Here is a 14,443-nt window from a genome sequence, read left to right on the forward strand (position 1 = left end):
ACGTCGATCTGGTGGGCGACGTAGTAGCGCAGCATCTGGTCGAGGCGCAGGGTGCGCGGCACACCGTCGACGATGGAGAGCATGTTGGCGCTGAAGTTCGACTGCAGCTGCGAGTGCTTGTACAGGTTGTTGAGCACCACGCGCGGCACGGCATCCCGCTTGAGGGTGATGACGATGCGGAGGCCGACGCGGTCGGAGGATTCGTCGTCGATACGCGAGATGCCGGCGAGCTTGCCCGCGGCGACCTGCTCGGCGATGTTGGCCACCATGTTGTCCGGGTTGACCTGGTAGGGCAGCTCGGTGATGACGATGGTCTGGCGGTTGCCCGCCTCCTCGATGGAGGTGACGCCGCGCATGCGGATGGAACCGCGGCCGGTGGTGTAGGCGTCCTTGATGCCCTGGTCACCGACGATGAGACCGGCGGTGGGGAAATCGGGGCCCTTGACGAAGGACATGCACGCCTCGAGGGCCTCCTTCTCCTCGGCCTCCGGGTTGTTCAGCAGCCAGTAGATGGCGCCGGCGAGCTCCCCGAGGTTGTGCGGCGGAATGTTCGTCGCCATGCCGACGGCGATGCCGCCGGAGCCGTTCATGAGCAGGTTGGGCACGCGCGCGGGCAGGACGTCCGGCTCGCGGGTCTTGCCGTCGTAGTTCGGGGAGAAGTCGACGGTGTTCTCGCGGATGTCGCGGACCATCTCCATGGCCAGCGGCGTCATCTTGCACTCCGTGTAACGCATGGCGGCGGGGCCGTCGTTGCCGCGGGAGCCGAAGTTGCCCTGGCCGTCGACCAGCGGGTAGCGCATGTTCCACGGCTGGGCCAGTCGCACCAGCGTGTCGTAGATGGCCACGTCACCGTGCGGGTGGAACTGACCCATCGTGTCGGAGACGGGGCGGGCGGACTTCACGTAACCGCGTTCCGGACGGTAGCCGGAGTCGAACATCGCGTACATGATGCGGCGGTGGACGGGCTTCATGCCGTCGCGGACCTCCGGCAGCGCACGACCGACGATGACGGACATCGCGTAGTCGATGTAGCTGGTCTGCATCTCCTCATTGATGTCGATGGGGAGGATGCGGTCGAAGAGGTCGCCGCCACCCTGGGTGGTGTCGTCGCTCATGATCACCTATCTGTCTGAGGGGGTTGAAATACCCCCTCATACTACCCTGTCGGCGTTCTACGGCCGTGTACGGCGCTTATCGACGCCCTAGTGGTATCACTCTGGTATCAATGTGGCATGGCCATGACTCTCCGTCTCACCCCCGAGCAGGACCGCGCACTCACGCTTCTCGCGCAGGCCCAGGGTTCCAGCAAGCACGAGGCGGCGGTGCGCGCCATCGTCGCCGCCGCCACGCGGCTGCTCAACGACGCCGCCGTCGCCGACATCGCCCGGGATATCATTCCCGGACATGCGGCGTTGGAGGCACGGATCCGGCGCTCGCGCGGATGACCCCCGCGCTCACCCCGGAGCAGCTGCTGCTCATCGCCGATCAGTTCTGCGCCACCCGTCGGGTGCAGGTCCGGGACTTCGGCGCGTTGGTGGCGGCAGCGGCGGTGCCCGGCGCCCGGATCAGCGGTATCGCGGTGTACCCCGGTCCGTCCGCGGCCGGTCTCGCCCTGGCTGAGGCGGTGGCGAGACTGCAGCCTCTCACCGACGCCAACGAGGAATTCGGTGCCGTCTGCCGGGAGGTTTACCTGCGTCTCCCCCACTAGGTGCCGCACCCCGGCTTTTCCCCGTCCGTTTCTTTGGCGGGCACCGACCCCGGTGTGTAGAGTTTGTAACCGTTGTGGTTGCAGTTATCTAAAGTTGCAGAAGTGACTAGCTAGGGACTGTGGCGGAAGAGCTGCAACGCGAGAAGCGATCCCCGTCGTTGTTCTCACCCGGTGACAATCGGTTGAGTTCAACCATGGAGATCGCTCTTTTTCACTACTGTGGGGCGCATGACTGATCTCTCCCAGCTCCTCACCGGCGACAAGCGCTCCGCCGTGGTCGCGGACCTCGCAAGCTTCGCAGATGCCACCGTCGCCCGGCAGTCCGGACTCACCGGCACCGCCATCAAGGCCGCCGTCGCCGGCGCCCGGAAAGTTGACGCCGACATCGTGCCGAAGGGCATCAACCGGATGCTCCCGGATGTCCTCGGTGATCTGCAGCCCCACTGGCAGGCCTTCCGCGCGGACGAGGCAGCCACCGACTTCGGCACCTTCCTCGCCGACCGCGGCCCCCAGGTCGTCGACTCCCTCATGGCCATCGCGGATCGCAACGCCGAATCCATCACCGTCGCCCCGCTGGCGAAGGCCTACAACGGCCTGCGCGGCAAGGTGGCGAAGATCATCACCCCGGAGATCCCGGAGCTGGGTCGTATCCTGCAGAAGCACATGCCCTGATTCATGGGCACGGTACGTCTGGCGGCCTTCGCCGATCTCCATTTGGGCCGTCGACAGGCGCCCGGGGTGCAGTGGGCCCGCGAGGCGCTTCTCGACGCCACCGCCCACGGCGCGCAGGCCATCGTCTTCGCCGGTGACCTGCTGGACAAGGAGGAATCCACCGACGCCGACCTGGAGGACGCCGTCGCGCTGTTTCGCTTCATCACCGTCGACCTCGGAACACCCCTGGTCCACGTGTGGGGCAACCACGACGTGGGTGCCGGAATCATCCCTCGATTCCCCACGATGGAGGGGGTGTACCGGCCCCGGGGCGAGGGGGTGGAAACGCTGACTGTCCCCGGAATCCCGCTCACCTTCCACGCCATCCACGTCACCGGGGACCCGGATCCGCGGGAGAGCCTTGAGGATCTGCCGCAGGTGGACGGCCCCGGACACATCGGTGTGCTGCACACCGAGGTGGAGGGCCAGTACACCAACAACCCGTGTCTGCCCACCACCACGGAGCACCTGCTCTCTCGTGGCTACAGCGCCTGCCTCATGGGGCACGTCCACTCCCCCGTGGTCCTCAACGAGGACCCGTGGATCGGCTGGATCGGCATGGGACAGATGATGGAGATCGACGTCCCCACCCTCTAGCCCTCACTAGACGTCGAGGAAGCGGACGTCCTTCGCCTTGCGGGTGATGAAGGAACGGCGGGCCGCCACGTCATCACCCATGAGGATGGAGAAGAGCTCGTCGGCACGCTGGGCGTCCTCGAGGTCGACGCGACGCAGGATGCGCATCGACGGGTCGAGGGTCGTCTCCCACAGCTCGTTGGGGTTCATCTCACCGAGACCCTTGTAGCGCTGGATGCCGTCGTCCTTGTTGATCTTGCGGCCGGCGGCGAGGCCCTCCTTGAGCTGCTCGTCGCGCTCGTCGTCGGAGTACGCGAAGCCCGGATCGCCCTTGCCCTGCCACTTGAGCTTGTACAGCGGCGGATTCGCCAGGTAGACGTGTCCTTCCGCGATGAGATCGGGCATGAAGCGGAACAGCAGGGTGAGCAGCAGGGTGGCGATGTGCTGGCCGTCGACGTCGGCATCGGCCATGAGCACGATCTTGTGGTAGCGGAGCTTCGAGATGTCGAACTCCTCGTTGATGCCCGTGCCCAGGGCGGTGATGATGGCCTGGACCTCGGCGTTCTTCAGCACCCGGTCGAGGCGCGCCTTCTCCACGTTGAGGATCTTGCCGCGCAGCGGCAGAATCGCCTGGTACAGCGAATCGCGACCGGCCTTCGCGGAACCACCGGCCGAGTCACCCTCCACGATGTAGAGCTCGGAGACCGACGGATCCTTGGAACGGCAGTCGGCGAGCTTGCCGGGCAGGCCGCCGAGATCGGTGGCGGACTTGCGGCGCACCAGCTCGCGGGCCTTACGCGCAGCGATGCGCGCCTGGGAGGACGCCACGGCCTTGTTGACGATGACCTTGGCCTCCGCCGGGTTGGCGTCGAGCCACATGGCCACGTGCTCATTGGCCATGCGCTGCACGAAGGAACGGATCTCGGTGTTGCCGAGCTTCGTCTTCGTCTGGCCCTCGAACTGCGGGTCGGCGACGCGGACGGAGACGACGGCGGCCAGGCCCTCGCGGCAGTCCTCACCGGTGAGTTTAGGATCCTTGTCCTTGACCAGCTTGTGCTCGCGGGCGTACTTGTTCATCAGGGAGGTCAGCGCGGAGCGGAAACCCTCCTCGTGCGTGCCACCCTCGTGGGTGTTGATGGTGTTGGCGAAGGTGTGCACGGACTCCTTGTACCCGGAGTTCCACTGCATGGCGATCTCCACCTCATGGCCCTCACCCTTGGCGTCAAAGGACACGATCGAGGGGTGGATGACGTTCTTGCCCTTGTTGAGGTGGTTGACGTAGTCGACCAGGCCCTCCGGGTAGTGGTACGTGACCTTCTTCTCGCGCTTCTTCGGCGGCTTCGGGGCCTCGCCGGCGGGAGCCTCCTCGACCTCGGTGTCGTCGAAGGACGGTCCGTCGAGAAGCTGGGCGGTGTCGCCCTCCTCGGCGATGGCCTCGAGCTCGAGCTGCTCCTCGGAGACGCGCTCGTCCTTGAGCGTGATCGTCAGGCCCTTGTTGAGGAAGGCCATCTCCTGCAGGCGACGCGCGATGGTGTCGTAGTCGAAGTCGGTCGTCTCGAAGATCTCGGCGTCCGGCCAGAAACGGATCGTCGTACCGGTGCCGCGGGCGTTGCCGCCCTCGACGAGATCCTCGGGGATGGAGTTGTTGAAGTTCTGGATCCAGTGCTTGCCGTCACGCTTGATGTCGGCCTCGACGTGGGTCGACAGGGCGTTGACCACGGAGATACCCACACCGTGCAGACCACCGGAGACCGCGTAGGAGTCGGAGTCGAACTTGCCGCCGGCGTGCAGCTGGGTCATGACGACCTGGACGGTCGGCGCACCGGAGGGGTGCATCTCGACGGGGATGCCGCGTCCGTCGTCGACGACCTGCACGCCGCCGTCGGCCAGCAGGGTCACCTCGACCTTGGTGGCGTACCCGGCCATGGCCTCGTCCACGGAGTTGTCCACGACCTCCCACACCAGGTGGTGCAGGCCGCGCGGCCCGGTGGAACCGATGTACATGCCGGGGCGCTTGCGGACGGCTTCGAGACCCTCGAGAATCGTGATCGATGACGCATCGTAGTTGTGTTCAGCGTTAGCCACGTGAAACGAGTTCTCCTCGCTAGATTTGAATCAGACCTCATCAGTCTACACCGCGGGGGTCACTACCAGCGACGGGGTTGCGCGCGGCGGAGGGGCATTCTCGCGCGAATTTGGCGCTGTGGCGCTTATCCGTACGTGTCCCGGGGCCCGCGACCCTTGACGTGCAGGGGTCCCTTCCGCCAACTGGGGGCCTTCGGGCCGAAGATCTTCAGCTCCACGATGATGTTCGGGCCGACCTTGTCCGCGATCACCTGCAGAATCTGCCTCTGCATCATCCGCAGGTTCGTCGCCCAGGCGGTGGAATCGCAGGTGATGAACACCTTCTTGTCCTTCACCATCTCCACCGTGGTGTGCTGGGCGATCTTCGGACCCACCAGCTCGTCCCAGTTGCCGAACACCCATCCGCCCGCGATGTCCTTCTCCCAGCCCCGCCGGTTGATCTCGCTGCCCAGGAGGGATCCGAAGGTGTCGACCTCGAGTGGTCGACGCTGGCGTCGCCCGTCTCTGCCGCTGGGCCGCCCCAACCGCGGTGGGGTGGTGTTCTTCTGAGGCCGGCGCGCGGGAAGCGGCGTCGACCCCCGCTTCTGCGCGGCCTTCCGCATCGCCTCGAAGGCGGCCTGGACCGGATCCGGCTCACTCATGACAACTCACTGATCCGGCCGTCGTCGGTGTCACGCACCGTGACCATGTATTTCGTGGCCTGCTCCGCGATGTTCGCGGGCAGATCCCCGTCGACGGCCGCGGTGATGAGCACCTGTTCCGCATCCGCCGCCAGTTCCACCAGCTTCTCCCGCCGACGGGCATCGAGTTCCGCGAAGACATCGTCGAGGATGAGGACCGGATCGGTGCCGTCGCGACGCAGCAGGGTGAACTCCGCCAGGCGCAGCGCGATCGCGTAACTCCACGTCTCCCCGTGCGAGGCGAAACCCTTCGCCGGCGCCTGCCCCAGACTGAGGATGACATCATCACGGTGCGGTCCCACCAGCGACATGCCCCGGTCGATCTCGCGGGAGCGTCCCCGGCCGAGCTCGGCGAGCATCTCCGCCTCGAGAACCTCCGGTTCCCTACTTATCGACGCCACCGTCGACCGGTACTCCACCCCCACCGGGCGGGACTCCGGTGCGATCCCCGCATAGGCCTCGGCGATGAGATCCCCCAGTTCGTCGAGAAGCACCAGGCGCGCGGCGATGACCTGGGAGCCGTGGGCGGCGAGCTGGCTGTCCCACACATCGAGGGTGGCCAGGGCGCTGGCGCCGTCATCGTCCCGGTAACCGCGGCGCAGGGCGGCGTTGGCGGATTTCAGCAGTGCGTTGCGTTGGCGGAGCACCTTGTCGTAGTCCGCCTTGACCCCGGCCAGACGCGGGCTGCGGGTGGCGATGATGTCGTCGACGTAGCGGCGTCGTTCGGCCGGTTCCCCCTTGATGAGCGCCAGGTCCTCCGGGGCGAACAACACCGTGCGCACCACCCCGAGGAGCTCGCGCGGGGAGGACAGACGGGTGCGGTTGATCTGCGCCTGGTTGGCCGCGTGCGGTTTGATGAGCAGATGGGTCGTCAGTTCCCGCCCCTGATTGACCGCGGTGGTGGAAATCCGGGCGTTGTCCGCCCCCTGACGGACCAGGGGCGCATCCTGGGAGACACGGTGGCTGGCCAGGTGGGCGGTGTATCCCACCGCCTCGATGATGTTGGTCTTACCGAAGCCGTTGCGGCCGACGAACAGCGTGATTCCCGCTTCCAGCTCCAGCGTCAGCTCGGGCCAACTGCGGAAATCCCGCAGGTCCAGCGTCCTGATGTAGATGACGCACCTACCTATCCGGGCAGGCGCACCGGCATGAGGAGATAGGTGAACTCGGTCTCCGGGGTCGGGAACGTGCCGTCCTCGTCCGCCTCGGGCAGCTCAGCCGGCTCCGGGACGAGGATCGCCGGGCGTGAAGGCTCGGTGAATCCGAAGACCACGCGCGAGGTGTGGACCACCCCGAGGCCGTCGCGGAGATAACCAGGGTTGAAGGCGATGACCAGTTCATCCTTGCCGGTGAAGGCACAGGGCAGACGCTCCTCGGCGTGACCGGAGTCCATGCCGCCGGCGGAGAGGATGAGCTCACCATCGGTGAACTGCATGCGGATCTGGGCGTTGCGCTCGGTGACCAGGCTGACGCGGCGGATCGCCTCCTGCAGCGGGGCGATCTCGACGCTGGCGATCGAAGTGTGCGTCTTCGGCAGCAACGGCTGGATGTTGGGGAATTCCGCATCGAGCATGCGCGCGGTGGTCTCGCGGGAGTCGGTGTGGATGCCGAACAGGCCGGCGGCACCGATCTGCTCGCCGCTACCCACGGCGATCTCGACCGGGTGGGAGGTGTCCAGGCTGCGGGCATTCTCCAGGAGGGTCTTGGCCGGGACCAAAAGCTTCGCCTGGACGTCGGGGGACGCGGGATCCCATTCGAAGGTACGCAGTGCGAGACGGAAACGGTCGGTGGCGGCCAGCTTGACCTGGTTGCCCGCGACCTCCATGTGCACACCCGTGAGCATCGGCAGGGTGTCGTCCTTGCCGGCGGCGGTGGCCACCTGGGTGACGGCCTCGTTGAACAGCGCGGGGTTGATGGTGCCGGTGACCTCGGGCAGCGTCGGGATCTGCGGGTAATCGTCGAGCGGGATGAGGGGGAGCTCGAAGCGGGAGGAACCACACGACAGCAGCGCCTTGGAACCGTCGACCCGCAGCTCGACCGGCTTGTTGGGCAGGTTGCTGACGATCTCCGCGATGAGTTTGCCGGCCACGGCGATGCGTCCCTGGTCACCGATCTCCGCGGCGACGCGCACCTTGGTGGAGACCTCGTAGTCGAATCCTGCGAACTCGAGGCCGTTGTCATCGGCAGTGATGAGCATGGCGCGCAGCACCGGCTGCGTCACCTTGGTGGGCAGGCTCCGCGCGACCCATGCCACGGCGTGGGCGAGATCATCCCTGACCACCCGGAATGACACTGCTTGTGACTCCATGCTTGTGGGCTCCTTGAAAAACTTGTGATCCGCCGTCGCGGACCCCCTGAACAACAAACTCCAACGTACCTGACTGCTCCCCGGCCGAGCGATTGTTGTCATTCGCTGTCATCGGCTGCCGTCCACCCCGGTGAGCGTTGTCCCCACATCCTCTTTCTTCTCTAGAAATTACTAGTTGAAAAGCTGGTAGTAACAGTAAGTCCTGTGCAACCTGTGGAAGAGGGGATGAATCTCAAGGTAGCCGCAAATTTCCGGGATGTGATTCGGGGTGTGAACAAGGTGTGGATAACTCGAGGCGGCTGTGGACAACTCGACGGGTGTCGAATCCTTTCACAACGCAGGTGCTTGTCATCCACCGCTTCTCAACAGGGATAACCCGGTTATCCACAGGGCGGGCGGCACATGTGTCGGAGGCCACTTTGTGACTAATCTCTCTGAGTTACACAGCTGTAATTACACAGGTGTGGATAACCCTGTGGACAAGAAACCCCCGGTGCTCCGCAGGGAGGACCGGGGGTGTTGATACGACGGGGGTTCAGCCGCGTCCGCGGTTCTTGATCAGATGGGTCAGCGCCTGAATCTCATCGTAGGTATCACGTTTTTCCGTCATCTCCTTGCGGATCTTCCGGTCGGCATACATGACGGTGGTGTGGTCCTTGCCACCGAATTCCGAGCCGATCTTCGGCAGGGAGAGATCGGTGAGTTCACGGCACAGATACATCGCCAGCTGGCGGGCGTGCGCGACGGCGCGCGTCTTGCCGGCACCGGTGAGCGTGTCCTGGGTGATTCCGAAGTAGTCGGCCGTGACCTCCATGATCGTCGAGGCGGTGATCTCCACGTCGGCGGCGTCCGGAAGGATGTCGCGCAGTGCGATCTCGGCCATCTCCTGGTTGATGGGTTCGTCGATAAGCGAAGAATAGGCCGACACACGGATGAGGGCGCCCTCCAGCTCACGGATGGAGGACTCGAAGCGTGAGGCGATGAGTTCGAGGACACTGCGGTCGACGTGGGTGCCGTCGGCCTGGGCCTTCTTCTCCAGGATGGCGATGCGGGTCTCCAGGTCCGGGGGCTGGATATCGGTGATCAGGCCGCCCTCGAAACGGGTGCGCAGGCGATCCTCCAGCGTCGTCAGCTGCTTCGGCGGGCGGTCGGAGGACAGGATGATCTGCTTGTCCGCCTGGTGGAGGGCATTGAAGGTGTGGAAGAACTCCTCCTGGGTTCCTTCCTTGCCCTCGAGGAACTGGATGTCATCGACCATGAGGATGTCGAGGTTGCGGTAGCGACGCTTGAAGGACTCCTGCCGGTCATCGCGCACCGAGTTGATGTAGTCGTTGGTGAATTCCTCACTGGAGACGTACTTGACCCGCAGGCCCGGCTGCAGCACCTGCGCGTAGTTGCCGGCCGCGTGGAGCAGGTGGGTCTTACCCAGGCCGGAGCCACCCCAGATGAACAACGGGTTGTAGGCGCGCGCCGGATTCTCGGCGACGGCCACCGCGGCACCGTTGGCGAAACGGTTGGAGGAACCGATGACGAAGCTCTCGAAGGTGTATTTCGGGTTGAGGGACTTCTCCCGGTTCGGATCATGAGCGGGCTTTTCCCGCGGGAGGCGCTGCGACTGGTCGTAGGTCGGCGACTGCGGCGGGACGTAGGTCTGTGTCGGCGGAGCCGGGGCGGGGGCCGGGGTGTGCGAGGTGTTCCAGCCGAGCTGCTGGTCGGAGATGGTCTCCTGCACTCCGGGAACAGTCGTCTGGATGGGGGCGGCAGGAACCGGTGCCGCGGCCGGCTCGATGGAGACCGCCAGGCTGCAGGGGCGCCCGGTGCGTTCGGTGAGCACCTTGACGATGTGCGGGCCGAAGTCGTCCTCGATCACCTGCTTGGCCATGGCGTGCGGCGTGGCCAGCACGGCGTATCCGTCGACGAGCACGATGGGCTGGACCAGTCCCAGGAAGGCACGCTGCTGGTGCGTGAAGGTGGGAATGCTGGAGTCCGGGCGCTCGGACTGGCTGAGGAGTTCCTCCCTGATGGCCTGCCAGGTCTCTGCCAGTGACTGTTGCTGATCCGCCACGTGGGGCTGCTCCTTTAGGTTCCGGACATTGTCGGGCGCATTCGGGCATGCCGAAGGCGTCATGCGGTGGGGTGGTCGGGCTCTGGCAGGGGGTCGTGCACCGCATCTGTTCACAGGCCCGTCAGGGCTGCGACCTTGCCATCCACAGAGTTGTCCACAGCTGTGGAGTATCGGCGGCGCCCATCTTTCCACAGCCTAGTCCATGACCTGTGGATAAAACGACTTGCCTTCGATACGCCTGTCACCTGCGAGGATGTCACCCCACTGCAAAACTCTCAACCTCTGATTGACAGTTATCCACAGGGGTGTTGGTGAACGCTCTGTGATGTTGTGTGAGTCTCTTTATTGTTACCTAACACCCGAGCTCAGTGTCCATCGAATCGGACACCGACTTCGCCGCCCTCCGCGGCGCTCCGGATGCACTGCTGGGAAAACGGACAAATTCCCCGGTAAGCAGTGGAAAATCACAGAATTGTCATTTCAGGGGCACCCGTTCCGCGACCCACGACACGCCGGGGAAGTCAATTTGTTCGACGGGGCGGGCCTCGCGTAGTCTGTGATGGTCTGTCACACCGCCGGATGCGCCCGACACGGGATTGCGCCGGCGGATGTGTGTGAGAGCAGCGTCGGCACCGGATCACCGGGCCGCGGCACCCGCCGCGCGTCAGTGCGGACGCAGCACATCTCATTGTTAATCGAAAACTTCAGCGGTCCCACCGGTCCCGTACGGGGCGACCGCGTCACACAAGAGGAGAACAACCGTGGCAAAGGGCAAGCGGACGTTCCAGCCGAACAACCGTCGTCGCGCACGCGTGCACGGCTTCCGGACCCGTATGCGCACCCGTGCAGGTCGCGCCATCGTCTCGGCGCGTCGCCGTAAGGGTCGCGCCAAGCTGACCGCTTAATTCGCACCACCGGTGCTTCCGAAGCAGCACAAGTTCACGTCGCCGACTGAGTTCAGCCGGACGATCAAGCGTGGACGCCGCGCCGGTAGCCGTACCGTAGTGGTACATCTTCATGAGCCCGACGCCGAGATCGCCCACCAGGGCGGTCCCCGCGTCGGGCTCATCGTCTCCAAGGCCGTCGGGAACGCGGTGATCCGTCACCGCACCTCCCGACGGCTTCGTCACGTCTGTGCCGGACTGTTCGAGACCCTTCCCGCCGCCAGCGACCTGGTCATCAGGGCGCTGCCGGCGGCCGGAGCCGCCTCGTCCGGCGAGCTGGACCGAGACATTCGTCAGGCGCTGCGCCGCCTGGGAGCTCTGCATGAGTAGGCTCTCCCCCGCTGCCCGTCTCCTGGAGTCGGCGGTGCTGTTCTACCAAAAAAACATCTCGCCCCTTAAGATGGGGTCGTCCTGCCGATTTGAACCGTCCTGCAGCGCCTACGCACTCGATGCCGTCCGCGGACATGGGGCGCTGAAGGGTCTGATCATGGCACTGGCCCGACTGAGCAAGTGCGGTCCATGGCATCCGGGCGGGTACGACCCCGCCTGAGAGAACACCGATATCAAGGAGTCCTGACACACAGTGCTCAACTTCATTTACTGGCCGATCTCGGCCATCCTGTGGTTCTGGCACAAGGTCTTCAGCTTTGTGCTCGACCCGGACCTCGGCATCACCTGGGTGCTGTCGATCGTCTTCCTCACCTTCACGGTCAAGGCGATCATGTTCAAGCCCACCCAGAATCAGCTGCGCTCGGGCCGCAAGATGCAGGAAATGCAGCCCAAGATGGCGGAGATCCGCAGCAAGTACAAGAACGACCAGCAGAAGATGATGGAGGAGACGCGCAAGCTCCAGAAGGAGATGGGCGTCAACCCGCTGCTCGGCTGCCTGCCGATGCTCATCCAGATCCCGGTGTTCATCGGCCTGTTCCACGTGCTGCGCTCCTTCAACCGCACCGGCGAGGGCGTCGGCCAGCTCGGCATGTCCATCGAGGAGAACCGCAACACCCCGAACTACATCTTCGGTGTGGACGAGGTCCAGTCCTTCATCGACGCCCGCTTCTTCGGCGTGCCGCTGTCCTCCTACATCTCCATGCCGAAGGACATGTACCAGGCCTTCGAGCCGGTGGACTTCACGCGCACCGACATCATCTTCGTCGCGGCGCCGCTGGCCATCATCATCGCCGTGGCCACCCACTTCAACGCCCGTATGTCCATCGACCGCCAGAAGGCACGCATCGCCTCCGGCAAGCAGGCCGCCCCCTCCGGCGACAACGCCGACATGATGGCCATGCAGATGGGCATGATGAACAAGATGATGCTGTGGGTCATGCCCGCCACCATCCTGTTCACCGGCTTCCTGTGGCACATCGGCCTGCTGTTCTACATGATGTCCAACAACGTGTGGACGTTCTTCCAGCAGCGCGTGCTCTTCGCCCAGATGGACCGCGAGGAGGAGGCGGAGGAAGAAGCCCGCAAGGCCCTCAAGCGCACCACCGCCCCGGCCCCCGGCGCCCGCGCCGGCGCCAAGAAGAAGCGTAAGAAGAAGTAGCTTATCGACGCCCCCGACAGCCACCGCGAACCACTGGTTCCCGGTGGCTGTATCGTTGTGTGACATGAGTGAGACCCCCGCGCAGGCAGTGTTCGGCGAGCGACTTCCGCTGGCCGAGGCGTACCACGAATCCCTGGCCACCATTGGTGCCACCCGTGGCTTCATCGGCCCGCGGGAGGTGGACCGACTGTGGGAGCGCCACATCCTCAACTGCGCGGTCATCGGCGAGGTGATGGAGCACGGGGCGCGCGTCGCTGACGTCGGCTCCGGGGCCGGCCTGCCCGGCATCCCGCTGGCCATCGCGCGCCCGGACCTCGACATCACGCTCATCGAGCCGCTCCTCAAGCGCTCGGTGTACCTGCAGGAGGTCGTCGACAAGCTGGGTCTGCCCAATGTCACCGTCATCCGGGCCCGCGCCGAGGATCAGCCCCTCGACGAGCCCGTGGACATCGTCACCTCCCGCGCCGTCGCCCCCTTGGGCAAGCTCGCCGGGTGGTCGCTGCCGCTGGTGCGACAGGGTGGGGAGATGATCGCCATGAAGGGATCGTCTGTCGGGGAGGAGCTCGAACGCGACGCTGCAGTGATCAGGAAGGCCGGCGGTGGGCGGGCGTCGATAAGCACGGTGGGACAGGCCCACCTGGCGGAGCCCACGACGATCATCCGCATCCCCCGCGTGCACTAAGGTGGGGAAGGCTAGACAGTCATAGTTTCAGTTGAGGAAGAGGCCAGGTCGGAATCCATGGTTGAGCAGTTGCCGAAGCCGGAAGCGCCGCGTCTGATCACGGTCGCCAACCAGAAGGGCGGCGTCGGCAAGACCACCAGCTCCGTGAACCTCGCGGCCGGGCTGGCGATGCTCGGGGCGAAGGTCCTCGTCGTCGATCTCGACCCGCAGGGCAACGCCTCCACGGCCCTGGGCGCCGAGCACACCTCCGGCACCACCTCCAGCTATGAGCTGCTCATCGGCGAGGCCACCGCCGCCGATGCCGTGCAGCCCTCCACCGCCCACGAGAACCTCTTCTGCATCCCCGCCACCATCGACCTGGCCGGCGCGGAGATCGAGCTCGTCTCCCTCGTGCGCCGCGAGTACCGCCTGCATGATGCGCTCCGCGGATCCGGTTTCCTCGGCGATCACGGCTTCGACTACGTCATCATCGACTGCCCGCCGTCCCTGGGGCTGCTCACCATCAACGCGATGACCGCGGTCGACGAGGTCCTCATCCCCATCCAGTGCGAGTACTACGCGCTCGAGGGTGTGGGGCAGCTGCTCAACAACATCTCCATGATCCGGCAGCACCTCAACACCAACCTCCACATCTCCGCCATCCTGCTGACGATGTACGACGCGCGCACCAAGCTCTCCGAGCAGGTCGCCACCGAGGTCCGCGCCCACTTCGGTGATGTGGTTCTCGGACACGTCATCCCGCGCTCGGTGAAGGTGTCCGAGGCCCCCGGCTACGGGCAGACGGTGCTGGCCTACGATCCCACGTCCCGCGGTGCCGTGGCCTATCTCGACGCGGCCCGGGAGTTCGCCACCCGCGGTGACTATCAGCCCGCCGAGTCCACCGGCCCCATCGGGGTCAGCCCCGAAACCGCTCAGCAGCTCGCGTCAGAAAGGTAGGCGTCATGAACCAGGAAACACGTAAAGGTGGACTCGGTCGCGGTCTCGCCGCCCTGATTCCCTCCGGCCCCACCCCGTCCTCGCCGAAGCTGGGCGACGGTGCCGCCGATGTCATTCTCGGCGGCACCAAGGGCGCCCGCGAGCAGAAGCGCCAGGTCAAGGGTGCTCCGAAGCCGGGGTTGCCGGGCACCGGGCCGAC

Annotated in this window: 16 protein-coding genes and 1 pseudogene; 11 read left to right on the top strand and 6 right to left on the bottom strand. The window is 65.3% G+C overall.

The annotated features are described in order from the left end of the window. A partial coding sequence (locus Q4F73_RS02030) for a DNA gyrase subunit A (RefSeq protein WP_303357682.1) occupies nt 1-1,115 on the bottom strand: 1,115 nt, incomplete at its 3' end. A gap of 117 nt (nt 1,116-1,232) precedes the next feature. Here Q4F73_RS02030 and Q4F73_RS02035 point away from each other — a divergent pair. The 4 genes from Q4F73_RS02035 (at nt 1,233) to Q4F73_RS02050 (ending at nt 3,016) form a co-directional block, all read left to right on the top strand. Further along, nucleotides 1,233-1,445, top strand: coding sequence for a CopG family transcriptional regulator (locus Q4F73_RS02035; protein ID WP_303357683.1), 213 nt, complete (start codon nt 1,233-1,235; stop codon nt 1,443-1,445). After that, on the top strand, nt 1,442-1,708 hold the full coding sequence (locus Q4F73_RS02040; RefSeq protein ID WP_303357684.1) for a TetR family transcriptional regulator: 267 nt from the start codon (nt 1,442-1,444) through the stop codon (nt 1,706-1,708). Before Q4F73_RS02035 ends, Q4F73_RS02040 begins: the two co-directional genes overlap by 4 nt. Before the next feature lie 228 nt (nt 1,709-1,936). Next, nucleotides 1,937-2,380: a hypothetical protein gene (locus Q4F73_RS02045; RefSeq protein ID WP_303357685.1), complete on the top strand. Its 444-nt coding sequence runs from the start codon at nt 1,937-1,939 to the stop codon at nt 2,378-2,380. A 3-nt stretch (nt 2,381-2,383) separates the two neighbouring features. Beyond that, nucleotides 2,384-3,016, top strand: a complete 633-nt coding sequence (locus Q4F73_RS02050; RefSeq protein WP_303357686.1) for a metallophosphoesterase — start codon at nt 2,384-2,386, stop codon at nt 3,014-3,016. 6 nt (nt 3,017-3,022) lie between these two features. Here Q4F73_RS02050 and gyrB read toward each other — a convergent pair whose 3' ends face one another. The 5 genes from gyrB to dnaA form a co-directional block, all read right to left on the bottom strand. After that, on the bottom strand, nt 3,023-5,080 hold the full coding sequence (gene gyrB / locus Q4F73_RS02055) for a DNA topoisomerase (ATP-hydrolyzing) subunit B (protein WP_303357687.1): 2,058 nt from the start codon (nt 5,078-5,080) through the stop codon (nt 3,023-3,025). 125 nt (nt 5,081-5,205) lie between these two features. Then, entirely contained in the window at nt 5,206-5,721 is a 516-nt protein-coding gene (locus Q4F73_RS02060; protein ID WP_303357688.1) for a DciA family protein, read from the bottom strand. Next, nucleotides 5,718-6,875 carry a DNA replication/repair protein RecF gene (recF, locus tag Q4F73_RS02065; protein WP_303357723.1) on the bottom strand — a complete coding sequence of 386 codons (1,158 nt, stop codon included), beginning with the start codon at nt 6,873-6,875 and terminating at the stop codon, nt 5,718-5,720. Before recF ends, Q4F73_RS02060 begins: the two co-directional genes overlap by 4 nt. Before the next feature lie 11 nt (nt 6,876-6,886). Continuing rightward, a complete protein-coding gene (gene dnaN / locus Q4F73_RS02070; RefSeq protein WP_303357689.1) occupies nt 6,887-8,068 on the bottom strand; it encodes a DNA polymerase III subunit beta in 1,182 nt (393 codons plus the stop codon). Between the two features lie 535 nt (nt 8,069-8,603). Further along, complete coding sequence (gene dnaA, locus Q4F73_RS02075; RefSeq protein ID WP_303357690.1) at nt 8,604-10,133, bottom strand: chromosomal replication initiator protein DnaA; 1,530 nt, start codon at nt 10,131-10,133, stop codon at nt 8,604-8,606. Between the two features lie 761 nt (nt 10,134-10,894). Between dnaA and rpmH the strand changes: the two genes are divergently transcribed. The 7 genes and pseudogenes from rpmH to Q4F73_RS02110 all read left to right on the top strand — a co-directional run. After that, complete coding sequence (gene rpmH, locus Q4F73_RS02080; protein ID WP_015402223.1) at nt 10,895-11,038, top strand: 50S ribosomal protein L34; 144 nt, start codon at nt 10,895-10,897, stop codon at nt 11,036-11,038. Between the two features lie 12 nt (nt 11,039-11,050). Continuing rightward, entirely contained in the window at nt 11,051-11,407 is a 357-nt protein-coding gene (rnpA, locus tag Q4F73_RS02085) for a ribonuclease P protein component (RefSeq protein ID WP_303357691.1), read from the top strand. After that, nucleotides 11,400-11,627 (top strand): membrane protein insertion efficiency factor YidD, encoded by a 228-nt coding sequence (gene yidD / locus Q4F73_RS02090; protein WP_303357692.1) that lies wholly within the window; start codon nt 11,400-11,402, stop codon nt 11,625-11,627. Before rnpA ends, yidD begins: the two co-directional genes overlap by 8 nt. Before the next feature lie 33 nt (nt 11,628-11,660). Beyond that, complete coding sequence (gene yidC, locus Q4F73_RS02095; protein WP_303357693.1) at nt 11,661-12,626, top strand: membrane protein insertase YidC; 966 nt, start codon at nt 11,661-11,663, stop codon at nt 12,624-12,626. A gap of 64 nt (nt 12,627-12,690) precedes the next feature. Continuing rightward, nucleotides 12,691-13,308, top strand: a complete 618-nt coding sequence (gene rsmG, locus Q4F73_RS02100) for a 16S rRNA (guanine(527)-N(7))-methyltransferase RsmG (protein ID WP_303357694.1) — start codon at nt 12,691-12,693, stop codon at nt 13,306-13,308. A 57-nt stretch (nt 13,309-13,365) separates the two neighbouring features. After that, nucleotides 13,366-14,244 carry a ParA family protein gene (locus Q4F73_RS02105; protein WP_303357695.1) on the top strand — a complete coding sequence of 293 codons (879 nt, stop codon included), beginning with the start codon at nt 13,366-13,368 and terminating at the stop codon, nt 14,242-14,244. 5 nt (nt 14,245-14,249) lie between these two features. Continuing rightward, nucleotides 14,250-14,443: pseudogene (locus tag Q4F73_RS02110) on the top strand (cell division protein); the annotation flags it as partial.

The organism is Corynebacterium sp., from assembly GCF_030535495.1.
Taxonomy (GTDB): domain Bacteria; phylum Actinomycetota; class Actinomycetes; order Mycobacteriales; family Mycobacteriaceae; genus Corynebacterium.

Bases quoted from the DNA above. Each gene is read 5' to 3' on its own strand.
- Q4F73_RS02035 (WP_303357683.1), top strand. From the start codon at position 1,233: ATGGCCATGACTCTCCGTCTCACCCCCGAGCAGGACCGCGCACTCACG.
- Q4F73_RS02040 (WP_303357684.1), top strand. From the start codon at position 1,442: ATGACCCCCGCGCTCACCCCGGAGCAGCTGCTGCTCATCGCCGATCAG.
- Q4F73_RS02045 (WP_303357685.1), top strand. From the start codon at position 1,937: ATGACTGATCTCTCCCAGCTCCTCACCGGCGACAAGCGCTCCGCCGTG.
- Q4F73_RS02050 (WP_303357686.1), top strand. From the start codon at position 2,384: ATGGGCACGGTACGTCTGGCGGCCTTCGCCGATCTCCATTTGGGCCGT.
- Q4F73_RS02060 (WP_303357688.1), bottom strand. From the start codon at position 5,721: ATGAGTGAGCCGGATCCGGTCCAGGCCGCCTTCGAGGCGATGCGGAAG.
- dnaN (WP_303357689.1), bottom strand. From the start codon at position 8,068: ATGGAGTCACAAGCAGTGTCATTCCGGGTGGTCAGGGATGATCTCGCC.
- yidD (WP_303357692.1), top strand. From the start codon at position 11,400: ATGAGTAGGCTCTCCCCCGCTGCCCGTCTCCTGGAGTCGGCGGTGCTG.
- rsmG (WP_303357694.1), top strand. From the start codon at position 12,691: ATGAGTGAGACCCCCGCGCAGGCAGTGTTCGGCGAGCGACTTCCGCTG.
- Q4F73_RS02105 (WP_303357695.1), top strand. From the start codon at position 13,366: ATGGTTGAGCAGTTGCCGAAGCCGGAAGCGCCGCGTCTGATCACGGTC.